General features: G+C 75.2%; 3 protein-coding genes and 1 pseudogene. 2 read left to right on the top strand and 2 right to left on the bottom strand.

The annotated features are described in order from the left end of the window. The first annotated feature begins 72 nt into the window (after window positions 1-72). Window positions 73-1,737: an ABC transporter ATP-binding protein gene (locus tag ASD48_RS35795; protein ID WP_242432835.1), complete on the top strand. Its 1,665-nt coding sequence runs from the start codon at window positions 73-75 to the stop codon at window positions 1,735-1,737. A 101-nt stretch (window positions 1,738-1,838) separates the two neighbouring features. Then, window positions 1,839-2,879: pseudogene (locus ASD48_RS35790) on the top strand (iron-siderophore ABC transporter substrate-binding protein); the annotation flags it as partial. A 67-nt stretch (window positions 2,880-2,946) separates the two neighbouring features. Here the strand turns inward: ASD48_RS35790 and ASD48_RS42845 are convergent. Together ASD48_RS42845 and ASD48_RS35785 are read right to left on the bottom strand one after the other, a co-directional pair. Beyond that, window positions 2,947-3,156, bottom strand: coding sequence for an MbtH family protein (locus ASD48_RS42845; protein WP_079074176.1), 210 nt, complete (start codon window positions 3,154-3,156; stop codon window positions 2,947-2,949). Between the two features lie 98 nt (window positions 3,157-3,254). Further along, window positions 3,255-25,463: a non-ribosomal peptide synthetase gene (locus tag ASD48_RS35785; RefSeq protein WP_057606026.1), complete on the bottom strand. Its 22,209-nt coding sequence runs from the start codon at window positions 25,461-25,463 to the stop codon at window positions 3,255-3,257. Window positions 25,464-25,541 lie beyond the last annotated feature (78 nt).

Below are 25,541 nucleotides of genomic sequence, written 5' to 3'. Positions count from 1 at the left end.
GCTCGTACCCGGGCCGCGGTGCGTGAGTTGCTGCGGCCGCACCGGGGGCTGGCCTGGGCCGGGTTCGGGCTGATGGTGCTCGCCACCTCCGTCGGCCTGCTCACCCAGCCGCTGCTCGGTCACCTCGTCGACGTGGTCACCGAACGGCGTGCCCCCGACGCGCTCACCCTCCCCGTCCTCGCGCTGGCCGGGGTCGCCGTGGTGCAGGGCGTCACCACCGCGCTGGGCATGTCGCTGGTGTCCCGGCTCGGCGAGACCGTGCTCGCCCGGCTGCGCGAGCTGTTCGTGGAGCGTGCGCTCGCCCTGCCGCTGGAGCGGCTGGAGAAGGCCGGCTCCGGCGACCTCAACGCCCGGGTCACCCGGGACGTGGCCCGGGTCGCCGAGGCGGTGCGCGGCGCCCTGCCCGAGCTGGCGCGCTCCGCACTGTCGATCGTGCTGACCCTGGGCGCCCTCGCCCTGCTGGACTGGCGGTTCCTGCTGGCCGCGCTCGTCGCCCTGCCCGTACAGGCGCACACCGCGCGCTGGTACGTGCGCAACGCCGTGCCCCTGTACGCCAAGGAGCGCATCGCCACCGGGGCCCAGCAGCAGCAGTTGCTGGACACCATCGGCGGGGCACGGACCGTACGGGCGTACCGGCTTCAGGCCGGCCACACCCGACGGGTCACGGACCGCTCGCGGGCGTCGGTGGAACTGACGATGCGCGGCGTGCAGCTGGTGCTGCGCTTCTACAGCCGGCTGCACATCGCCGAGTACGCGGGCCTCAGCGCCGTTCTGGTCACCGGGTTCCTCCTGGTGCGCTCCGGCTCCGCCTCGGTCGGCACCGCCACGGCCGCCGCGCTGTACTTCCACAGCCTCTTCGGACCGGTGAACACCGCGCTCGTGCTGCTCGACGACGCCCAGTCGGCGACGGCGGGACTGGCCCGGCTGGTCGGGGTGGTGGACGAGCCCGTGCCCGCGTTCGCCGAGCGCGCGGACGACCGTCCGACCGCCGCCGCCGGCGCCCCGTCCGTGACGCTGACCGCGGTCTCCCACGCGTATGTGCCCGGCCGCCCGGTGCTGCACGGCGTCGATCTGGAGATCCGGCCCAAGGAACGGGTCGCGCTGGTCGGCACGACCGGGGCGGGCAAGACGACGCTCGCGAAGCTGGTGGCGGGGCTGCACCGGCCGGAGAGCGGCCGGATCGAGGTCGGCGGCGTCGAACCGGACGAGTCCGGCCGCCTGGTGGGACTCGTCACGCAGGAGGTGCACGTCTTCGCCGGTTCGCTCGCCGACGACCTGCGGCTGGCCCGTCCCGGGGCGCACGACGAGGAGCTGCGGGAGGCGCTGGCCACGGTGGGCGCCCTCGGCTGGGCCGAGGCACTGCCGGAGGGCCTGGAGACGGTCGTCGGCGACGGCGGACACCGGCTCACCGCCGACCGGGCCCAGCAACTCGCGCTGGCCCGGCTGTTGTTGGCCGACCCGCCGGTCGTGGTCCTCGACGAGGCGACCGCCGAGGCGGGCAGCTCGGGCGCCCGCCAGCTCGACGAGGCCGCCGAGCGGGCCCTGCGCGGCCGTACCGCGCTGGTGGTGGCGCACCGGCTCAGTCAGGCCGCCACCGCCGACCGGGTGGTCGTCCTCGGCGACGGCCGGGTCGTGGAGAGCGGCACGCACGACGAACTGCTCACCGCCGACGGCGCGTACGCCGCCCTGTGGCACGCCTGGTCCGGCAGCCGCTCCACCGCCCCCGACGCCCCCTGACCGCCCCTCACGGCCCCCGACGAGAACCCCGCCCGCCTTCCCCCCGCCCCGGAACCGGCCACCCCCCGCCGAACGCACCGCGACGAACAGAAGGATCACCGATGCCTCGCGCAACCAGAGCCTCACGGCTGTCCGGCCTGCTCGCCTCCGTAGTCCTGCTCGCCGTCGCGGCGGTCGGCTGCGGCGACTCCGACTCCGGTTCCTCGTCGTCCGGCGCGAAGGGGTCGGACTCCTCGTCCGCCGCCGGCGCGTTCCCGGTGACACTCGACCACAAGTACGGCAGTACGACGATCAAGTCCGAGCCGCAGCGGATCGTCACCGTCGGTCTCACCGACCAGGACGCCGTCCTCGCGCTGGGCAAGGTGCCGGTCGGCACGACCGAGTGGCTCGGCGGCTACAAGGGCGCCATCGGCCCGTGGGCCGAGGACAAGGTGGGCGGCGCGGCGGCGCCGACCGTCCTCACCGACACCGGCACCGGCCCCCAGGTGGAGAAGATCGCCGCGCTGAAGCCCGATCTCATCCTCGCCGTGTACTCGGGCCTGACCAAGGCCCAGTACGAGAGCCTGTCGAAGTTCGCGCCGGTGGTCGCCCAGCCGAAGGCGTACAACGACTACGGCGTGCCGTGGCAGCAGCAGACCGAGGAGATCGGCAAGGCTCTCGGCAAGGAGACCGAGGCCAAGACGCTCGTGTCGGGCGTGGAGGACAGGTTCGCGGCGGCCAGGAAGGCCAACCCCGCCTTCGCCGGGGCGACGGCGGTCATGGCGACCCCGTACGAGGGCACGTTCGTCTACGGCAGCCAGGACACCCGCTCGCGGATCCTGTCCGGCCTCGGCTTCTCGCTGCCCAAGGACCTCGACAAGGTGATCGGCGACACGTTCGGCGCCAACATCAGCAAGGAGCGCTTCGACCTGCTGGACCAGGACGTCGACGTGTGGATCGTGCCGGACCTGACCACGGCGGTCACCAAGCTGCACAGCGACAAGATCTACTCCGACCTGAACGTGGTGAAGCAGGGCCGCGAGGTCTTCGTCCAGGAGAGCGGCGACTACGGCAACGCGGTGTCGCTGTCGACCGTGCTGAGCCTCCCCTACGTCATCGACCGGCTGGTGCCGCAGCTCGCGGCGGCCGTGGACGGCAGGACGCCGGCTTCCCCGCGCGTCACCGCCGGGCCGCACCACCGGGCCGCACCACCGGGCCGCACCGCCGGGCTCAGGCCCCCTCGGCCTCGACGAGGCTCTTGGGCCGCAGGTCGGTCCAGTGGGTCTCGATGTGGTCCAGGCACTCCTGGCGGCCGGCCGGGCCGTGCGCGACGGTCCAGCCGGCCGGGACGTCCACGAAGTCGGGCCACAGGCTGTACTGGCCCTCGTCGTTGACGAGGACGGAGTACACGCCGTCGGGGTTCTCGAACGGGTTGCTCATGTCGGGTTCCCTGTCTCTCTGGGTCGCTCTGGGGCTCTCGGGGTCTCTCTGATCTGGTCTGTCTGATCTGGTCTGTCGTCGGGTCAAGTGCGTTGCGGTCAGGGCTGGTTCAAGGCGGCGGCCCGGTGTACGACCGCCTCCAGCGCGCGGAACCAGGTCTCGGCCAGGTCCCGTACCGCCTCCTCGGTGAGGAGTCCGGCCGCGTAGGCCCAGTGGGCGCTCAGTTCGGGACCCCCTGGACGGTCCTCGGTGAGGGCGTTGAGGGTGAGCGCGTGGGACATCGGCATGCCCGCGTCCGCGTCGAGGTCGGCGGCGTCGTCCTCGGGGGCGTACGACCAGTCGGCGGCCTCCGGGTGCCCGAAGCGGCCCATGTAGTTGAACTCGATCTGCGGCTCCCCGAGTCGGGCGAGGCCGGGGCCGGTGCGGGGGTTGAGGTGGCGCAGCAGGCCGTGCCCGATCCCGGAGACGGGCAGCGCCGCGAGGTGGGCGCGGATCCGGGCCAGTGCCTCGTCCAGCGCGGGGCCGCCCGTGAAGGCGTCCGCCAGGTCGGCCTCACCCGGGTCGAGCCGGACGGGCACGACGCTGGTGAACCAGCCGACCGTACGGGACAGGTCGGCGCCGTCCGCGAGTTCCTCCTCGCGGCCGTGGCCCTCCAGGTCGACCAGGACGGGTCCGCCGGGTCCGCCGGGTCCGCCGGGTCCCCGCGTCGCCGGGGTCCACCCCGGCGTCCGGGCCCGCCAGTCGGCGACCGCGAGGGCGAACGCCGTGAGCAGGACGTCGTTGACGGTGGCACCGAAGGCGGCCGGGACCCGGCTCAGCAGGGGGCCGGTCAGGTCGGCGGGCAGGGCCAGGGAGAGATGGCGGGTGGTGGCGACGGTGTCCCGGGCGGGGTCCAGCGGGCGGGCCAGGGGGAGGCCGGCTCCCCCGGCGAGGGTGGAGGTCCACCAGGACAGCTCGTCCTCGGCCGCCGGATCGCCGGCGCGGGTCCCGAGCAGCCGTGACCAGCGGGCGAACGACAGCTCCACGGGAGCCAGTCCGGCGGGGCGGCCGGTGCGGACGGCGGCCCAGGCCGTGGCGAGGTCGGGCAGCAGGACACGCCAGGAGACGCCGTCGATCACGAGGTGGTGGACGAGGATCAGCAGCCGGCCGGGGTGTCCGGGTCCGGCGTCGAACCAGACCGCCCGCACCATCGCCCCGCCCTCCGGGTCCAGCCCGGCCCGTGCCGTCGCCGCGTGGGCGGAGACGGCGGCGCGCAGTCCGGCCTCGTCCGCGCCGCGCACGTCGGCCCGGGTGAGCCAGGTGCCGACGTCGGTGTCCTCCGCCCGTGGCACCCGCAGGGTCCACTCCGGGTCGCGGACGAGCCGGGCGCGGAGCATGTCGTGCCGGGCGGCGAGCGCCGTGAGCACGGCCAGCAGCCCGGGCCCGGTCAGGTCGGCCGGGGTGCGGAGCAGGGCCGCCTGGTGGTAGGCGGCGACGGGGCCGCCGCGTTCGAGCAGCGCGCGCATGATCGGGGTGAGCGGGACGGTACCGGTGCCGTCGTCGTGCGCGGTGTGCCGTTCGTCGGTGCCGAGCGGGACGGCGACGGCGGCCAGCGCGGCGACCGTGCGGTGCCGGAAGACCTGACGGGGGGTGACCCGCAGACCGCCGGCCCTGGCCCGGGCGACGAGTTGCATGGCGACGATGCTGTCGCCGCCGAAGGCGAAGAAGTCGTCGTCCGTGCCGACCGCCTCGGCGGGCAGCCCGAGGGCGTGCGCGAACAGGTCGCGCAGGGTGCGCTCGGCGTCGCTCGCAGGGGCCCGGCCGCCGCCCGCGGCGGTGAAGTCGGGGGCGGGCAGGGCGGCCCGGTCGAGCTTGCCGTTGGAGAGCAGCGGCAGCCGGTCCAGGACGACCACGGCGGCCGGGACCATGTAGTCGGGCAGCGCGGCCGCGGCGTGGGCACGCAGCGCGGCCGCGTCCCGCGTGCCGTCCGGGACGACGGCGTACGCGATGAGCTGCCGTACGCCCGGCCGGTGTTCGCGGGCCACGACGACCGTCTGCGCGACGGCCGGGTGGGTGTCCAACGCGGCCTCGATCTCGGCGAGTTCGACCCGGTAGCCGCGGATCTTCACCTGGTCGTCGGTGCGGCCGGCGAACTCCAGCAGGCCGTCCTCGGTCCAGCGGGCCAGGTCGCCGGTGCGGTACATGCGTTCCCCGGGGGGACCGAACGGGTCGGCCACGAAGCGCTCGGCGGTCTGGTCCGGCCGACCGAGGTAGCCGCGGGCCAGCCCCGGCCCCGACAGGTACAGCTCGCCGGTGACGCCGGGCGGGACCGGGCGCAGCGCGGTGTCCAGCACATAGGCGCGGGAGTGGTGGACGGGGCGTCCGACGACCGGGCCCGCGCTGTCGCGGACCCGGCCGACGAGGGCGTCGACGGTGGCCTCGGTGGGGCCGTACAGGTTGAACGCCTCGGTGTCCGGCAGCGCGGCCAGCCGTGCCCACAGCGACGGGGGTACGGCCTCGCCGCCGAAGCCGACCACGGAGAGCGGGCAGCCGCCCTCGGCGGTGATCAGCCCGCCGTCCGCCATCTGGGCCAGCAACGACGGGGTGACCTCGATGAAGTCGATGCCCCGGTCCCGGACGAAGGCGGTGAGGAGTTCGGGGTCGCGGCGGGTCTCGTCGTCCGCGATGTGCAGGGCGTGTCCGTCCAGCAGCCACAGCTGCGGCTGCCAGGAGGCGTCGAAGGAGAAGGACCAGGCGTGCCCGACGCGCAGGTGCCGGCGTCCGGTGCGGCGCCGGGCCACTTCGTGCAGGTCGTGGCGGTGGCTGTGGAAGAGGTTGGCGATCCCGCGCTGGGTGACGACGACACCCTTGGGGCGGCCGGTCGAGCCGGAGGTGTAGATGACGTAGGCGGGGTGGTCGGGAGCGGGAGGGAGGGGATCCGCCTCCGGCAGGCCGCCGGTCGGGCCGCCGAGGAGCAGCACCGGGATCTCGGTGGCGGGCAGCGCGCGGGCGGTCCGCTCGGTGGCCAGGACCAGGACCGGGCGGGCGTCGTCGAGCATGCCGGTGAGCCGGGAAGCGGGCAGGTCGGGGTCGAGGGGCAGGTAGGCGGCTCCCGCCTTCATCACGGCGAGGATCGCGGCGATGTGGTCGGCGGTGCGGGGCAGGGCGAGGGCCACGATCCGCTCGGGACCGGCGCCGTGTCCGGCGAGGGTGCGCGCCAACCGGTCGGTGCGGGCGTCGAGTTCGGCGAACGTCCAGGTCACCGAGCCGTCGGTGACGGCGACCCGGTCCGGTGCGGCGGCGGCCTGGGCGGCGAACAGCGCGGGCACGGTGCCCGGCCGCCCGTCCGCCGGTACGGGCAGCGCGGTGTCGTTCCAGGTCCGAAGGACGGTGTGCCGGTCGTCGGGGCCCAGCAGGTCGAGCCGTCCGACCGGGCGGTCGGGGTCGGCCGCCATGCCGGTGAGCAGGGCGGCCAGGGCGGAGGTGATCCGCCGCACGACGGCCGGCGTGAACAGCTCGGGGCGGAACTCGGCGGTGAGCCGCAGCCGTTGCGCGGGCTCGACGGCCCACGCGAACGGATAGTGGGTGGAGTCCTCGTGGTCGCGGACGGTGACGCGCGGTCCGGCGCCCTCCCCGTCCGCCTCGCCCACCGGGTACGACTCGAACACCACCAGGGTGTCGAAGAGTTCGCCGAGCCCGGCGGCCCGCTGGATGTCGGCGAGGCCGAGGTGCTGATGGGCGATGAGCCGGGACTGCTCGTCCTGGAGCCGGGCCAGCAGGTCGGCCGTGCTCTCCCGCGGACGGACCCGCACCCGGACGGGCACGGTGTTGATGAACAGGCCGATCATCGACTCGGCCCCGGGCTGCTCGGCCGAGCGGCCGGCGACGGTCGCGCCGAACACCACGTCGTCGCGTCCGGTGAGCCGGCCGAGGAGGACACCCCAGGCGGCCTGGACGAGGGTGTTGAGGGTGATGCCCCGGCTCCGGGCGAACGCCTCCAGCTCCGCCGTGCGGGCGGCGTCCAGTGCGACGGTGTGGGTGTGCGGCACGACGGCGGCGCGGTCGGCGTCGACGGGTGCGAGCCGGGTGGGTTCGGCGAGAGAGCCGAGGGCCTCGGCCCACGCGGCGGCCGAGACGGCCGGGTCCTTTGCGGCCAGCAGCCGCAGATGCTCGCGGTACGGGGCCGGTACGGCGGGGGTGCGGCCCTCGTAGCGCGCCCACAGCTCGGCGGACAGCAGCGGCAGCGACCATCCGTCCAGCAGGAGATGCTGGTGCGAGAGGACGAGCCGGTGCCGGTCCGGGCCGAGCCGGGCCAGCAGCAGCCGCAGCAGCGGCGGGCGTTCGGGGTCGAAGCGGCGCCGCTCCTGGCCGAGCAGCCGGGTCCACGCGTCCGGGCCGCCGGTCCGGCCGCTGCCCGAACCGGCATCCGGGCCGGCATCCGAACCGCCATCCGGGCCGGTGAGGTCGAGCTGCCGCCAGGGCAGTACGGCGGTGCGCGGTACGACGGCGACGGGCCGCCCGGAGGACAGGTGCCGGAAGCCGCTGCGCAGGTTCTCGTGCGCGTCGAGCACCGCCTGCCCGGCGGCGCGCAGCCGGTCCGCGTCCATCGGTCCTTCCAGGTCGTAGGAGACCTGGACGGTGTACACGTCGGGGCCCTCCTCTCCGGAGTCGAGGGCGGCGTGGAAGAGCAGGCCGGCCTGGAGCGGGGAGACGGGCAGCACCTCGGTTCCGGCGGGCAGGGCGGCGAGTTCGGCGCGCTCGTCGTCGGTGAGGTCGAGCAGGAGGGCGGTGTCGTCGGGGTCCCCGCCGACGGCGGCGGGGCCGGCGGGGACGGCCACGGTGGCCAGTCCCGCGACGGACTTGTGCCGGAACACGTCACGGGGGCCGAACGCGAGCCCGGCGGCGCGGGCCCGGGCGACCAGCTGCATGGCGACGATGCTGTCGCCGCCGAGGGAGAAGAAGTCGTCCTCGACACCGACCCGTTCGAGGCCGAGGACGTCCGCGACGAGCGCGCCGAGGGTCTCCTCCAGCGCCGTGCGCGGCCGGGTGCCGGTCACCTCGGCGGCGAAGTCGGGGGCGGGCAGCGCGCGGCGGTCCAGCTTGCCGTTGGGGGTGAGCGGGAGGGTGTCGAGGGTGACCACGGCGGCCGGGACCATGTGGTCGGGCAGCACGGCGGCGGCGTGGGCGCGCAGGGCCGTCGCGTCCACCGGCGTGCCGTCGCCGGCCGGGACGACGTACGCGATCAGGTGCGCGTCGCGCAGGACGACGGTGGCGTGGCCGACGGACGGGTGCGTCGCGAGGACGGTCTCGGTCTCGCCGGGCTCGATCCGGAAGCCGCGCAGCTTGATCTGGTCGTCGGCGCGGCCGAGGTACTCCAGCGTGCCGTCCCGGGTCCAGCGGGCCAGGTCCCCGGTGCGGTACATCCGGCCGCCGGGCCCGTCGGCGTGCGGGTCGGCGACGAACCGCTCGGCGGTCAGGCCGGGGCGCCCCAGGTAGCCGCGCGCCAACTGCACGCCCGCCAGGTACAGTTCGCCGGCCACGCCGGGCGGGACCGGGCGGAGCGCGGCGTCCAGGACGTAGGTGCGGGTGTTCCACACCGGGCGGCCGATGGGCACGCCGGCCGGGTCGGCGGGCACCTCGTGGGCGGTGACGTCGACGGAGGCTTCCGTCGGGCCGTACAGGTTGTGCAGGCGGCTGCCCGGCAGCACCCGGTGGAAGCGGGCGGCCAGCGGGGCGGGCAGTGCCTCGCCGCTGCACATCACCCGGCTCAGTCCGGTGCACCCGGCCGCGGCCGGTTCGTCGAGGAAGGCGCGCAGCATCGACGGCACGAAGTGGGCCGTGGTGATGTGCTGCCGCTGGATCAGTCCGGCGAGGTAGGCGGGGTCCTGGTGTCCCCCGGGGCGGGCGAGGACCAGGGCGGCGCCGGTGACGAGCGGCCAGAAGAACTCCCACACCGAGACGTCGAACCCGGCCGGGGTCTTCTGCAGGACCCGGTCGCCGGGGGTCAGGCGGTAGGTGTCCTGCATCCACAGGAGCCGGTTGGCGATGCCCTCGTGGGGCACCGTCACGCCCTTGGGGCGGCCGGTGGAGCCGGAGGTGTAGATGACGTAGGCGGGGTGGCGGGGGTCGTGGGCGGTGGGCAGGGGCGCCTGCGCCAGGCGGTCGGGGGCGCCGTCGGCATACACCGTGAGGGTGCGCACGCCGGTGTCCGGGAGGGTGACCCCGTCGGTGGTGACCAGGCAGACCGGGCGGGCGTCGGTGAGCGTGTACGCGAGCCGCTCGGCCGGGTAGCCGGTGTCGAGGGGCAGGTAGGCGGCGCCCGCGCGGTGGACCGCGAGCAGCGCCGTCACGAGGGCGAGGGAGCGCGGCAGGGCGACGGCCACGGTGGCCTCGGCGCGCGCCCCGTGCGCGGCGAGGGTGTGGGCGAGCCGCTCCACCCGCTGGTCGAGTTCGGCGTAGGTGAGGGCGGTGTCCTCGAAGACGACCGCGGTGGCCTCGGGAGTGCGGGCGGCCTGGGCGCGGAACAGCTCCGGCAGGGTGAGACGGGGGACCGGCCGCGCGGTGGCGTTCCACTCGGTGAGGACGAGGGCGCGTTCGTCGTCGCGCAGCACGTCGAGGCTGCCGACGCGGCGGCCGGGATCGGCGGCGACCTGTTCCAGCAGCGATTCGAGGCGCCGGGCGAGGAGTTCGGCGGTGGACTCGTCGAAGAGGTCGGCGCTGTACTCGATCCAGCCCTGGATGCCGCCGCCGTCGCCCTGCTCGACGAAGTCGAAGCTGAGGTCGAACTTGGCGCCCTGCTGGCCGAGGGGTTCGCGCCGGGCGGTCAGACCGGACAGGACGGGGGTGGCGCCGGCGTTCTCCAGGTGTACGACCATCACCTGGAAGAGCGGGTGCCGGGCCAGTGAGCGGGCCGGGTTGACGGCCTCCACCAGGCGTTCGAAGGGCAGGTCCTGGTGCTCGTAGGCGGCGAGGTCGGTCTCCCGGACCCGGGCGAGCAGGTCGGCGAAGGTGGGGTCGCCGGACAGGTCGGTGCGCAGGACCAGGGTGTTCACGAAGAAGCCGACCAGGTCTTCGAGGCGTTCGTCGGAGCGCCCCGACACCGGTGCGCCCAGCGGGATGTCGTCCCCGGCGCCGAGCCGGTGCAGCAGCGCGGCGACGGCCGCCTGCGCGACCATGAACATGCTGACGCCATGGCGGCGGGCCAGCGTGCGCAGGTCCCGGGTCCGTCCGGCGTCGACGGTCAGCCCGACGGCGCCACCGCGGTGGCCGCTCTCCGGCGGCCGGGGCCGGTCGGCGGGCAGCGCGAGCTCCTCCGGCAGGCCCGCGAGGGTGTTCTGCCAGTAGGTGAGCTGGCGGGACTGGCGGCTGTCCGGCGCGTCGGCGTCGCCGAGTGCCTCGCGGTGCCAGAGGGCGTAGTCGGCGTACTGGACCGGCAGGGGAGCCCACGCGGGCCCGCGTCCCGCGCGCCGGGCCTCGTAGGCGGTGGCCAGGTCACGCCACAGGGGGCCGTCGGACCACTGGTCGCCGGCGATGTGGTGCAGCACCAGGAGCAGCACGTGTTCGTCCGGTCCGAGGCCGAACACATGGGCGCGCAGCGGGAGTTCGCGGTCGAGTGCGAAACCCCGCGCGGCGGCGGCGGCGAGCCGGCCGGGCAGCTGGTCCTCCGTGACCCGGGCGTGCTCGACGGGGACCGTGACGCGCGCCGGGTCGAGGACGACCTGGCGGGCCCGGCCGTCCTCCTCGGGGAAGACCGTGCGCAGGCTCTCGTGGCGTACCGCGACGTCGTGCAGCGCGGCGGCGAGCGCGTCCGGGTCGAGGGCACCGGTCAGCCGCCAGGCCGCCGGGATGTGGTACGTGGATCCCGGCCCCTCGATCCGGTGCAGCAGCCAGAGCCGCTGCTGGGCGAAGGACAGCGGGAGTTCCCCGGGCCGGTCCGCGGGGACGAGGGCGGGCAGCCCCCCGGCCCGGTCGTCGAGCCGCTCGGCGAGCAGCGCCGGGGTGGGCGCCTCGAAGACGGTACGGACGCCGAGGTCGGCCCCGAGGACCGTACGGACGCGGCTGACCAGCCGCATGGCGAGCAGGGAGTGTCCGCCGAGGGTGAAGAAGTCGTCGTCGGCGCCGACCCGGTCGAGGCCGAGGACGTCGGCGAAGAGTCCGCCGAGGATCTCCTCGCGCGGGCTGCGCGGCGGGGCGCCCTGCGCGCCCGCGGCCGTGAAGTCGGGGGCGGGCAGGGCCCGCCGGTCCAGCTTGCCGTTGGGGGTGAGGGGCAGCGCGCCGAGCGGGACGAAGGCCGCGGGCACCAGGTGCGCGGGGAGCGCGGCGGCCGTGCGGGCGCGCAGCGCCGCCGGGTCCACCGGTCCGGCGCCGCGTTCCGGGACCACGTAGGCCACCAGCCGCTGGTCACGGAGCACGACGACGGCCTGGGCGACGGCCGGGTGCCGGGTCAGGGCTTCCTCGATCTCGCCGGGTTCGACGCGGAAGCCGCGCACCTTCACCTGGTCGTCGGTGCGGCCCAGGTACTCGACCGTCCCGTCGGCCGTCCAGCGGGCCAGGTCGCCGGTGCGGTACATGCGGGTTCCCGGCGCCCCGTACGGGTCGGCGACGAACCGCTCGGCGGTCGGCGCGGGCCGGTCGAGGTAACCGCGGGCGAGCTGGACGCCCGCGAGGTACAGCTCGCCGGGGACGCCGGGAGGCACCGGGCGCAGCGCGGCGTCGAGTACGTACACGCGGGTGTTCCACACCGGGCGGCCGATCGGCACGCTCGGCGCGTCCGGCCCGATCTCGACGGCCGTCACGTCGACCGACGCCTCGGTCGGCCCGTAGAGGTTGTGCAGTTCGGCGGTCAGGACGTCGTGGAAGCGGTGGGCCAGGCCGACGGGCAGCGCCTCGCCGCTGCACATCACCCGGCGCAGGCCGGCGCACCGCGCGGCGGCCGGCTCCTCCAGGAACAGCTGGAGCATGGAGGGCACGAAGTGGACGGTGGTGACGTCCTGTTCGCGGATCAGACGGGCCAGGTAGGCCGGGTCGCGGTGGCCCTCGGGCCGGCCGAGCACCAGGGCGGCGCCGGTGATCAGGGGCCAGAAGAACTCCCACACCGACACGTCGAAGCTGGAAGGGGTCTTCTGCAGGACGCGGTCGGCGGCCGTCAGGCCGTAGGCGTGCTGCATCCACAGCAGCCGGTTGACGATGCCCTCGTGCGGGACGACGACCCCCTTGGGACGGCCGGTGGAGCCGGAGGTGTAGATGACGTACGCGGGGTGCGCCGGATCGTACGACGCGGGCAGGTCCGCCTCGGGGCCGGTCGGCAGGCCGTCGCGGATCACGTACACCGGACGGGCGTCGTCGAGCATGAGCGCGAGGCGTTCTCGCGGGTAGTCCGGGTCGAGCGGCAGATAGGCGGCCCCGGCCCGGTGGACGGCGAGCAGGGCGACGACCAGTTCGGGCGAGCGCGGGAGCGCGACGGCCACGGTCCGCTCGGGGCCCGCGCCCAGCGCGGCCAGCACCCGCGCGGTCCGCTCCACCCGGGCGTCCAGCTCCGCGTACGTCAGCCGCTCGCCCTCGAAGAGGAGTGCCGTGGCATGCGGGGTGCGCGCCGCCCGGGCGGAGAAGAGGCCGGGCAGTGTGGTGGACGGGACGGGGTGCGTGGTGGCGTTCCACTCCTCCAGCACCAGCGTCCGTTCGGCCTCCTCCAGGAGCGGCAGGTCCCGTACCGGGCGGTCCGGTCCGGCCGCGGCGTGTTCCAGCAGCCGCGCCGTGCGGTGGGCGAGCCGCTCGGCCGTCCCGTGGTCGAAGAGGTCGGTCGCGTACTCCAGGAGCAGCACGACGCGGTCGCGGCCGGTCTCGTCGACGAAGGTGAAGTGGAGGTCGAACTTGGCCGTGCCGGTGTCCATGTCGAACCATTCGGTCCGCAGGCCGAGCACGTCCGGGTCGCCGTCGGGACGGTGGTGGTAGCCCAGCATGACCTGGAAGAGCGGGTTGCGGCCGGCCACCCGGGGCGGGTTGAGGGCCTCCACGACCCGGTCGAAGGGCAGGTCCTGGTGTTCGAACGCCGCCAGGGACGAGTCCCGCACCCGGCCCAGCAGCTGCCGGAACGTCAGCTCCTCGCCGGACAGGTCGGTGCGCAGGACCAGGGTGTTCACGAAGAAGCCGACCAGTTCGCCGAGCGCCTCGTCGGTGCGGCCCGCGATGGGTGCGCCGAGCGGGATGTCGTCCCCGGCGCCGAGCCGGTGCAGCAGCGCCGCGGTGGCCGCCTGGAACAGCATGAACATGCTGGTACCGGTGGCTGCGGAGAGGTCGCGCAGCGCGTGGCTCGTGGCGGTGGGCAGCTCCAGGCGGACCGTGCCGCCGCGCCCGGTCGGCTCGGCCGGACGCGGCCGGTCGGCGGGCAGGGCGAGTTCGTCGGGGAGACCGCGCAGGGCGTCCGTCCAGTGGGCGAGCCGGGTCTCCCCGGTCCGGGCGAGCAGGTCGTCCTGCCAGAGGGTGTAGTCGGCGTACTGCACGGGCAGCGGCGCCCACGCGGGCGGCCGTCCTTCGCGGCGGGCCGCGTAGGCGGTGCCGAGGTCGGCGAGGAAGGGGCGGTCGGACCACTCGTCGGTGGTGATGTGGTGCAGCACGACGGCCACCACGTGGTCGTCCGGGCCCAGCCGGAACACCTCGCAGCGCAGCGGGAGTTCGGCGGTCAGGTCGAAGGGGCGGCGCTGGGCCGCCTCGATCAGCGCGGGCAGCTCCTCCTCGGCGCAGTCGCTCACCGCGCAGCAGGGCACCGCCTCGGCGGCGGGGACGATCCGCTGGTACGGCTCGCCCTCGTGCACCGGGAACACCGTCCGCAGCGACTCGTGGCGCCCGGCGACGTCCCGCAGGGCGCTGCCCAGGGCCTCCGTGTCGAGGCCGCCGCGCAGCCGGAAGACCAGCGGGAAGTTGTAGGCGGCGCCGCTTGCGGTGATCTGCTCGACGAGCAGGAGCCGTCGCTGAGCCGCCGACAGCGGAATGCGGGCGGGCCGGTCCGCGACGGGGGTGACGGCCGGCCGGGCCGGGTCCGCCCGGTCCGCGCGACCCGCGAGCAGCGCCGGGGTGGGTGCCTCGAAGAGGTCACGGATGGCGAGTTCGGCGCCCAGTTCGGTGCGGGCGCGGCTGACCAGCCGGGTGGCGAGCAGCGAGTGCCCGCCGAGATCGAAGAAGTCGTCCTCGGCGCCGACCTCGGGCAGCCCCAGCACCTCGGCGAACAGCCGGCACAGCACCTCCTCCCCCGGGGTGCGCGGGCCGCGTCCGCCACCGAGGGCGACGGCGGGCTCCGCGTCGGGCAGGGCGCGCACGTCGAGCTTGCCGTTGGCGTTCATGGGCAGGCCGTCGACGGTGACGAAGGCGGCCGGGACCATGTAGTCGGGCAGTTCGCGGCCCAGGTCCTCGCGCAGCCTGCGCACCAGGGCGCTCGCCTCGCGGGCGGCGGTGGGGTCGTTGGCGTAGGGGTGGGTTCCGCCGCCGGCGCGGAACAGGCCGCCGGTGAGGCGCGGTGCGGCGGTGTCGGTCGCCAGGAACACCGCGTCGAACGTCCCGGTCCGCGCCGACCAGGTGGTCAGCACCCGGTATCCGGCGGCCGCGCCGAGTTCGCACAGGTGCTCCGGGTCGACGCCCGCCGCGGAGGTACGGCCGTCGGGCACACCGGTCAGCCGCAGGCCCGCGGGCCGTTCGCCGCGCGGGTGCCGGCCCCTGTCGCCGGTCGCGGACCAGTTGCCGCCGAGCAGCGCGCCGATGCTCTCGGCGCCGGACCAGTCCCCGCGCACGAGTTCGCCGACGGTGTCGGCCGTGGCCCAGTCGACCACCGGCACCTCGTCCAGCCGTACGTCCGGCTCGCCGGCGTACAGGACGACGTCGTAGCGGTGCCGGGTCAGCTCGTTGTGGTGAGGGCCGCGCTTGGTCCGCAGGTCGACCCCGTAGCCGAGGGTGGTGAAGAAGTCGGGGTCGACGAGGAGTTCCTTCTCCAGCCTCAGGCCACGCTCCACGGCCGCCTCCAGGTCGGCCTCGGCGGTGCCGCGGGCGCGCTGGATCTCGGTGTGGAAGGTGCGGGCCAGCCGCAGGTTGCGGACGTCGCCGACGAACAGGGCGCCGCCGGGCGCGAGCAGGTCCATGGCGCCGCGCAGGACGGCGGTGAGGTGGTCGACGCTCGGGAAGTACTGGATGACGGAGTTGATGACGATCGTGTCGAAGTAGCCGGTGGGCAGACCGCCGAGGTCCTCGGCCGGCCGGCAGCGCAGTTCGACCTTGGCGGCGAGGGCCGGGTCGCGCCGCACCTCCTCACCGATCTTGCGGATGACGGGGGCGGCGAAGTCGGTCGCCCAGTACGCCTCCGCCTCCGGGGCGAGCCGGGACAGCAGCAGACCGGAGCCGACGCCGATCTCGAGGATCCGGCGGGGCCGCAGGGAGGTGATGCGGGCGAGGGTGGCCTCGCGCCAGGCGTGCATCTCCTCGAAGGGGATGGGCCGGCCGTCGTAGGAGCTGTCCCAGCCGTCGTAGCGCTCGGTGAAGACGGCGGTGCCGATCTCCTCGTACTCGTCGGAGTAGATCTCCTGCCACTCCCCGACCTGCGCGGCCTCGGCCGCCGAGCGCTCCCCGGAGTCGGCGCCGGAGGGCACGAGATAGCCGACGAGGCGTTCGCCGCGGACCACGACGGCGGCCTGGGCGACCAGCGGGTGACGGCTGAGGACGGTCTCGATCTCGCCGGGCTCGACGCGGTGGCCACGGATCTTGACCTGGTCGTCGGTGCGGCCGAGGAAGTCGAGGTTGCCGTCGGGGCCCCGGCGCACCAGGTCGCCGGTGCGGTACATGCGCTCGCCGGGTTCCCCGAACGGGTCGGCGACGAAGCGTTCGGCGGTCAGCGCGGGCCGGCCCAGGTAGCCGCGGGCCAGGCCGATGCCGGCGATGTACAGCTCACCGGGCACACCGTCGGGCACCGGGCGCAGCCAGGCGTCGAGGAGGTGGGCGCGGGTGCCCCGGATGGGGCGGCCGACGGTGGGGGTGTCGCTGTCGAGGGTGCCGCCGCCGAGGGTGTTGATGGTGTACTCGGTCGGCCCGTAGAGGTTGTAGCCGTACGTCCCCCCGGTGTCGCGCAGGGCCGTCCACACCGTCTCCGGGACGGCCTCGCCGCCCAGCAGCACCAGCGGCGGCACATGGCCGGTCAGCAGGCCCTGCTCGATCAGCAGCCGGGCGTAGGTCGGGGTGACGTTGACGACGTCGACACGGTGCCGCTCGCAGTAGGCCACCAGTGCCTCGGCGTCACGGCGCAACTCCTCGTCGCAGACGTGCACTTCGTGGCCCTCGACCAGCCAGAGCAGCTCCTCCCACGACATGTCGAAGGCGAAGGACACGGTGTGCGCGATGCGCAGCCGCCGCCCGCCGGCCGAGGCGATGGCCGGGGCGAAGATCTCCTTCTGGTGGTTGAGCTGCATGTTCGTCAGGCCCCGGTAGGGGGTGACGACGCCCTTGGGACGGCCGGTGGAGCCGGAGGTGTAGATGACGTAGGCGGGGTGTTCGAGGCTGAAGCGGAGACGGACCGGGGAGTCGGACAGCCCGGCCAGCTCGTTCCCGGTGTCCGGGTCGTCGAGCAGGACCCGGGTCATGTCGCCGTCCAGCGTGGCGGAGACGGCGGTGGTGGTGAGCAGCAGGAGCGGGCGGGCGTCGGCCAGCATCAGGGACAGCCGGTCGGCCGGATGGTCCAGCTCCAGCGGCAGGTAGGCGGCGCCGGTGCGCAGCACGGCGAACAGCGCGACGACCATGTCCAGGGAGCGCGGCAGGCCGAGGGCGACGACCCGCTCGGGGCCCGCGCCCCGGTCGATCAGCAGGCGGGCCGTGCGGTTCACCGCCGCGTCGAGTTCGGCGTACGTCAGGGTGCGCTCGCCGAAGACGAGGGCCCGCTCGTCCGGGGTGCGTGCGGCCTGCGCGGCCAGCAGGTCGGCGATGGTGTCCTCGGGGTCGGGCACCCGGCTCGCCGCCGACTGCGCGCGCAGCGCCTCGTGTTCGGCGGGCAGCAGCGGGTCGAGGGAGCCGACCGGCGCCGTGAGGCCGGCGGCGAGGCGGTCGGCGAGCAGTGCGAACCGGTCGAGGAGAGCGCGCGCCCGGTCGGCCGGCACGAGGTCGGGGCGGTGGGTGAGGGTGACGGCGATCCGGCGGCCCGGGGTGATGACGAGGTTGGCCGGGTAGTGGGTGGCGTCGACGTTGGCGACGGCGGTGGCGCCGTGCCGGGTGCGCAGGTCCGCCAGCCGTTCCTCGGTGTCGTTGTTGCGCAGCACGAACAGGGTGTCGAAGAGCTTGCGGTGTCCGGTCTCGGCCTGGAGCACCCCGAGGCTCAGGTGTTCGTACGGCATGAGGTCGAGGCGTTCGCCCTGGATGCGGCGGAGCAGCGCGAGGACCGGCTCGGCGGGGTCGAGGACGATCCGGGTGGGGACCGTGTTGAGGAAGAGCCCGATGATGTTGCCGACGTCCGGGACCTCACTGGGCCGGCCGGCCACGGTGGTGCCGAACACCACGTCGGGGCGTCCGGTGGCGGAGGCGAGGGTGAGCCCCCAGGCCGCGCCGAGGAGCGTGTTCAGGGTCAGACCGTGCGCGCGGCCCGTCTCCCGCAGCCGGTCGCCGAGCTCGGCGGACAGGTGCATGCCGAGCTGGTCGGGGATGACCGGTTCGAGGCCGTCGGCCGCGGCCGGGGCCAGCAGCGTGGGCTCGTCGAGCCCGGTCAGGGCGGTGCGCCAGGCGGCGGTGGCCGCCGAGTCGTCCTGCTCCCCGAGCCAGGTGAGGTAGTCCCGGTAACTGCCGGGCTCGGGAAGGGCGTTCGCGTCGCCGCCCGTCTCGTAGAGCGCGAACAGCTCGTCGAGGAACAGCCAGGCCGACCAGCCGTCCCAGAGGATCAGATGACGGCCGATGACGAGCCGATCGCCGCGCTCCGCGCCGAGGCGCAGCAGAAGCAGCCGGAACAGCGGGGGCGCCGAGAGGTCGAACCGGCGGTCGCGCTCGGCCTCCGTCAGCTCCCGCAGCCGGACGTCCTGTTCGGCTGCGGGGAGGTGGGAGAGGTCGACCTCCTCGAGCGGGACCTGCGGGTCCCGGGCGATGAACTGCACCGGCCGGTCGAGGCCCTCGCTGGTGAAGCCCGCGCACAGGCCCGGGTTGCGGGCGAGGAGGGTGCGCACGGCGGCGCGCAGCCGTCCGGTGTCGAGCCGGGCGGCGAAGTCGAAGGTCTCGTGGACGGTGTAGACGTCCAGGGCGCCCTCGTCGTACGCCGAGTGGAAGAACAGGCCCTCCTGGAGGGGGGCCAGCGGCCACACGTCGGCGACGGCGGCCGGGGCGGCCAGGGCCCGGACGCGGGCGTGTTCGGCGGCCGTGAGGGTGAAGGGGGCGGCGGGGGCCCGGCCTGCGCCCGGGGCCGCCTTCGCCGCTCCGGCCGCCGTCGCCAGGGCCGCGGGGGTGCGGTGGGTGAACACGTCGCGGGGGCTCAGGTCCAGGCCGGCCGCCCGGGCCCGGCCGGCGACGCCGATGGAGCTGATGCTGTCGCCGCCGAGCCGGAAGAAGTCGTCGTCGGGTCCGGCGTCCTCGATGCCGAGGACGGCCGCGAAGATCTCGGTGAGCCGCCGTTCCAGCGGTCCTGAGGGCTCCCGGCGGACGGCGCGCTCGGCCTCGGGGGCGGGCAGCGCGGCCTGGTCGAGCTTGCCGCTGGGGGTGAGCGGAAGGTCGTCGAGGACGACGTACGCCTCCGGGACCAGGGGCGCGGGCAGCGCGTCCGCGAGGGCGGCGCGCAGCTCGGCGGGGTCGACGGCGGCTCCCGCCGCCGGGACCGCGTAGGCGACGAGGCGCTGGTCGCGGACGACGACCGCGCCCCGGGCGACGGCCGGGTGGCGGGTCAGCGCGGCCTCGATCTCGCCGGGTTCGACCCGGTTGCCGCGCAGCTTGACCTGCCGGTCGGTGCGGCCGAGGTAGTCGAGGGTGCCGTCGGCCCGGCGGCGCACCAGGTCGCCGGTGCGGTACATGCGGGCGCCCGGTTCGCCGGCGTACGGGTCGGCGACGAACCGGTCGGCGGTGAGGGTGGGGCGCCGGTGGTAGCCGCGGGCCAGCTGGACGCCGGTCAGGTACAGCTCGCCGGGCACCCCGTCGGGGACCGGGCGCAGACAGGGGTCGAGGACCCGCAGACCGGTGTTCCACACGGGCCGGCCGATGGGCACGGTGATGTCGGACGCGCCGTCGTAGGCGTGGTACGTCACGTCGACGGCGGCCTCGGTGGGGCCGTAGAGGTTGTGCAGCGGCACCCCGGTCAGGTCGTGCCAGCGGCGGGCCGCCGCTCCGGGCAGGGCCTCGCCGCTGCTGAACACCCGGCGCAGGCTGGCCGCCCAGCCGGGGTCGGCGGTGATCTCGTCCGAGGCGAGGAACGCCTCCAGCATGGACGGCACGAAGTGCATCGTCGTCACGCCCTCGGCCCGGATCAGGCGGGCCAGTGAGGCGGGGTCGCGGTGTCCGTCCGGCGCGGCGAGGACGACGGCGGCGCCCTCGCACAGCGCCCAGAAGAACTCCCAGACGCTCACGTCGAAGCCGGACGGCGTCTTCTGGAGCACCCGGTCGCCGGCGGTGAGGCCGTACGCGCCCTGCATCCAGGCCAGCCGGTTGACGATGGCGCGGTGGGTGACGACGACGCCCTTGGGACGGCCGGTGGAGCCGGAGGTGTAGATGAGGTAGGCGGGGTCGTCGGGGCGGGCGGGGTCCACGGGGGCGACCGGCGCGGCAGGCGGGCCTTCGCCCGTCGTCACGGCCCCGCCGGTGACACCGGTGACACCGACCCCGTCGGTCACATCGGCCCCGTCCGTCACCTCGGCCGTGCCGGCCCCGTCGGCCGCGCCGGTCATGCCGTCGACGTCGATCACGTCGAGGCCCGCGACCGACGGCAGCCGTGCCGCGTCGCGTGCCGTCGTGACGACCGTGGTCGCCCCCGAGTCGGTCAGCACGTACGCGAGCCGCTCGGCCGGGTAGTCCAGGTCCAGGGGCAGATAGCCGGCCCCCGCCTTCAGGACGCCGAGCAGCGCCACCATCAGCTCGGCCGAGCGCGGCACGGCGACCGCGACGAACCGCTCACGGCCCGCGCCCCGGGCCCGCAGCCGGCCGGCCAGTTCCTCGGCCCGCGCGTCCAGTTCGGCGTAGGTGAGGGGGGCCGCGCCATCGGGGACGACGGCGGTGGCGTCCGGGGTGCGCGCGGCCTGCGCGGCGAACGCGGCGGCCAGCGTGGTGGCCGGGACCGGACGGGTCTCCCCCGCCGGGTGGGCGCCGGCCAGCTCGCGCGGGGTGAGCAGTTCGAGGTCGGCGACCCGGGCGGCGGGGTCCTCGGCCAGGGCGCCGAGGACCAGGGTGAGCCGGTCGGCGAGGGACTGCGCGGCATCGGCGTCCAGGCGCCGCGCGTGGTACTTCAGCCGCAGGTCGAGCCGGCGGCCGGGCTTGACGATCAGGGCGAGGGGGTAGTGCACGGCGTCGTGGAAGGCGTGCCCGGCGACGGCGATCGTACCGGTGGGGTCGGTGATGCCCGGGGCGCCCTCGCCGCCGGGGTAGTTCTCGAACACCACGAGGGTGTCGAAGAGTTCGCCGCCTCCGGTGTGCCCGACGGCCCGCTGGATGTCCGCGAGGCCGAGGTGCTGGTGGTCGAGCAGTGCGCTCTGCTCCTCCTGGAACCGCTCCAGCAGGGCGCCGAGGGTGTCGCCCTGCGTCCAGCGCAGCCGGGTGGGCAGCGTGTTGATGAACAGACCGATCATCGACTCGATGCCGTCGACGGCGGCGTCACGCCCGGCCACGGTGGTGCCGAACACCACGTCCTGACGGCCCGTCATGCGGCCGACCAGCAGTCCCCACGCGCCCTGCACGAGCGTGCCGAGGGTCACTCCGAGCTCCCGGGCCCGGGCGGCGAGCCGGGCGGTGACCCGCTCGGACAGCTCCACGCGGATCTGCGCGGGCTCGACGGGTCCGCCGGGCGCCGGGACCTCGACCAGCCGGGTGGGCTCCTCGACGCCGGCGAGCGCGGTGCGCCAGGCCGCGCGGGCGGCCTCGCGGTCGGCCCCGGCGATCCGGCGGAGGTAGCCACGGTACGGGGCGACTTCGGGCAGGGGCGCCGGGTCCTCGCCGTACAGGGCGAGGAGTTCACGGTGCAGGACGGGCAGGGACCAGCCGTCCGCGACGATGTGATGGAACGTCAGGACCAGTCGGCTGCGCTCGTCCCCGAAGCGGATCAGGGCGCAGCGGACCAGGGGTGGCCGGGCAAGGTCGAAGCGGTGGGCCCGTTCGTCGGCGGCGACGGCCTCGGCGAGGGCTCGCCGGACCGCGGGATCGTCCTGCGCGGCCAGGTCGACCTCGCGCCAGGGCAGTTCGAGACCGGTGGCGACGATCTGGACCGGGCGGCCGTCGGACGTCTGCCGGAAGCAGGCGCGCAGCGGGGCGTGCCGGTCGAGGAGCCGCTGCGCCGCCCGGCGCAGCAGGGCGCCGTCGACCGGCCCCGACAGCTCGACGACCTGTTGCACGACATACGTGTCGTGTTCGGCGCCGTCCATCAGGGCGTGGAAGAAGAAGCCCTCCTGGAGCGGGCCGAGGGGCAGCGTCTCCTCGACGGTGACGGCGGACTCCCCCTGCAGGGACGCGAGTTCGTCCTCGCTCAGCTGCCAGGAGGTGTCGTCCGCGGGACCGGCCGCGGGACCGGCCGCTGCGGTGCGGGCGGCACCGGCCAGCTCCGCGACCGTTCGGTGGCGGAAGACGTCGCGCGGGGTCAGCTCCAGGCCGGCCCGGCGGGCCAGGACGAGGAGCTGGACGGCGACGATGCTGTCGCCGCCGAGCGCGAAGAAGTCGTCGTCCACGCTCACCGAGGGCACCCTCAGGGCCCGTGCGTACAGCTCGCACAGCAGCCGCTCGCGGTCCGTGCCGGGGGCCCGTCCGGCGCCGGTCCGGGTGACGTCCGGCACGGGCAGCGCGGCGGCGTCGAGCTTGCCGCTGGGGGTGACGGGCAGCCGGTCCAGCGGGACGAAGGCGGCCGGGACCATGTAGTCGGGCAGGTACGCGGCGGCGTGCCGGCGCAGCGCCGTCATCAGCGCGGTGACGTTGCGGAACGGTGCCGGACGGTTGGTGAGCGGCCGGCCGCCGCCGGGGCGGTACGGCGCCGCGAGGTCGTCCCCGGCGGGCGTGAACACGGCGTCCAGGCTGCCGTCCTCGGCGTCCCCGTTCCAGGTGAGCGTCGCCTCGTAGCCGTGCCGGGCGGCGGTCTCGTGGAGGGACTCGGGGTCCACCCCGTGTGTCGCGTCGGCCGGTCTGCTGCTGTCCCGCAGGGCGTCGAGTGCGGCCAGGTCGTCGGTGAGCCGGGCGTTGGGGATGCCGGTGACGCGCAGCCTGTCCGGGCGCCCGCCGAGCAGGGTGCCCAGGGCGTGCACCGAACCGAGCGCGGGCCAGGGCGACCCGGGCACCTCCGCGTCCGCCTCCGCCTCCGCGTCCGCCTCCATGTCGGCCCGCGATCGCAGGACCACGTCGTAGCGGTACCGGGTGAGTTCGTTGTGGTGCGTGCCGCGCTTGATCAGGATGTCGGCGGTGAGGCCGTCGAGGGTGGTGAAGTAGTCGGGGTCGACGAGGAGTTCGCCCTCCCAGGCGAGGGCCCGGTCCACGGCGGCGCGCAGGGCGTCCTTGTCCTCCTCTCCTCCGTCCCGCCCCTCCCGCACCCGCCCGCCCTCGACGGCCGCGCTCAGGGCGCGCAGCAGCCGCAGGTTGCGTACGTCGCCGACGAAGAGGGCGCCGCCGGGCGCGAGCAGCGCGGCGGCGGCGCGCAGCACGCCAGTGAGGTAGTCGCCGCCGGGGAAGTACTGGACGACGGAGTTGACGACGATCGTGTCGAAGTGGCCCTCGGGCAGCCCGGTGAGGTCGTGCGCGGGCCGGGCCAGCAGGGTGACCCGGTCGGCGAGGCCGGGGACGGCGGACACCTGGGCGTCCAGGGCCCGTACGGCCTCCTCGGACAGGTCGGTGCCCCAGTACGCCTCGCAGTCCGGGGCGAGCCGGGACAGCAGCAGACCGGAGCCGGCCCCGATCTCCAGGACGCGCCGGGGCCGCAGGGCGCGGATCCGGTCGAGGGTCGCCTCCCGCCACTCGCGCAGGTCGGCGAGGGGGATGGGCAGCCCGTCGTACATGCTGTTCCAGCCGGCGAAGTTCTCCTCGAAGCCTTCCGAACCGGCCGCGGAGTACAGCTGTTCGTGCAGGTCCTTCCAGTCGGCGACACCGGCCTCGGCGTCCGCCTGCGGGCCCGCGTCCAGAGAGGGCACGACATAGGCGGCGAGGCGCCGTTCGCCGGGACGGTCCTCGCGGACGACGACCGCGGCCTGGTCGACGCCCGGGTGGGAGCGCAGGACGGACTCGATCTCGCCGGGCTCGATGCGGAAGCCGCGGATCTTCACCTGGCTGTCCACGCGGCCGTGGAACTCCAGTCGCCCGTCGGCCTTCCAGCGCACCAGGTCGCCGGTGCGGTACAGCCGGTCGCCGGGGGCGGCGGCGAGGGCGTCGGGCGCGGCGACGAAGCGTTCGGCGGTCAGGCCGGGGCGGCCCAGGTAGCCGCGGGCGAGGCCGGCGCCGCCGAGGTAGAGCTCTCCCGTGACACCGGCGGGGACCGGCCGCAGCCGGTCGTCGAGGACGTAGGCACGGGTGCCGGGGTCGGGCACGCCGATCGGCACGAGGGTGCCGGGCGGGGTGTCCGGGTCGCACAGGCCCAGCGTGGAGTTGGTGGTGGCCTCGGTGGGGCCGTAGGCGTTGAACATCATCCGGCCGCGCGCGTACCGGCCGACCAGCTCGGGGGACACCCGTTCCGTACCGGCCAGCAGCGTCGCCCGCGGCGGGAGTCGCACGTCCTCCGGCATGGCGGCGAGCAGGGCGGGCGGCAGGATCATGAAGGTGATGCCGTGCTCGTTCGCGTAGTCGGCGAGCGGCGCGCCGGGAACCCGGCGGTCGGCGGGCACGACGACCAGCCGGCCGCCGGACAGCAGTCCGAGGCACAGGTCCCAGAACGCCACGTCGAAGCCGGGCGAGGCGAACTGGAGGACCCGGCTGTGCGGGCCGATCCCGAAGCGCTCCCGTTGCGTGGCGACCAGCCCCGCCACACCGGCGTGCGACAGCACCGTGCCCTTGGGACGGCCGGTGGAGCCGGAGGTGTAGATCACGTAGGCCGCGTGCGCGGCCGTCAACCCGTCGGCGGCCGACGGACCTTGCGCGGGGCGGGCGGCGAGCTCGGCGATCGTGTCCGGGGCGTCGAGGACCAGCGGACCGGTGTCCGGGGGGAGGTCGGGCACCGTCTCGGCGGTGGTGACGAGGCAGACCGGCCGGGCGTCGGCGAGCATGTAGGCGATGCGGTCGGCCGGGTAGTCGGTGTCGACGGGCAGATAGGCCGCGCCCGCCTTCAGGACGGCGACCTGCGCGACGATCATGTCGGCCGAGCGGGGTACGGCGAGGGCGACCACGGTCTCCGGGCCGGCGCCCCGGGCCACCAGGGAGTGCGCCAGCCGGGCCGCGCGCGCGTCGAGTTCGGCGTAGGTGAGGCGGACGTCCTCGTGGACGAGGGCGACCGCGTCGGGGCGGGCGGCGACCTGGTCGGCGAACATCCGCGGCCAGGTGAGCGCGGGTACGTCGTGCGCGGTGTCGTTCCAGTCGTGCAGGATGCGGTGCCGTTCCCCGTCGTCGAGGAGCTGCAGGTCGGCGACCGGGGTGGCCGGGCGGGCGAGGGCGTCGGCGAGGAGCGTGCGGTAGTGGCCGAGGATCCGGTCGACGGTGGCGGGTTCGAAGAGGTCGGCCCGGTAGTCCGCCGACACCTCCCCGTCGGTCACGGTCAGGGCCAGGTCCAGCGGGCCGCCCTCGTCCCAGGGCGCGTCGCCGAAGCCCGTGGCGCACAACAGCCCGCCGCCGCGGAAGGGTTCGGGGGTGAGGAGTGCCAGCAGTTCGGCGGTCGGCAGGCGGTGGGCCGCGGCTTCGGCGCGCGCGGCCGTGATCCGTTCGCGCAGCTCGGCGAACGGGGTGCCGCCGTCGAGCGCGACGCGCAGCGGCAGCCCTTCGTGCGCCACCGCCGTCCCGGTCGCGGCGGCACTCCCGTAGCGGTGCAGCAGGGCCACGAGGGCGGCGAGTCCGGTCGCCAGGTCGGCGGTCTCCCCAACCGGGGCGGCGCGCCGGGCGCGCGGTGCCGTTCCCTCCTGGCGGGGCGGGTGCGGAAAGTCCAGTGGCAGTGCGGGCTGCGGTGCCGGTGCGGCGAACCGCCGCCGCCAGTAGTCCGTCGCCGTCGCCCGTGCAGAAGAACGCGTGTTGCCCGACACAGCTGCCCGTGCCTCCCAGGTGCGGTGTGGAACGGCTCAGCGGAGCCGCGACCGCTCGAATAGTAAGGTAAGCATTGC

Source organism: Streptomyces sp. Root1310 (genome assembly GCF_001426425.1).
Lineage (GTDB): Bacteria > Actinomycetota > Actinomycetes > Streptomycetales > Streptomycetaceae > Streptomyces.
This window is presented reverse-complemented; position numbering and strand designations above follow the sequence as displayed.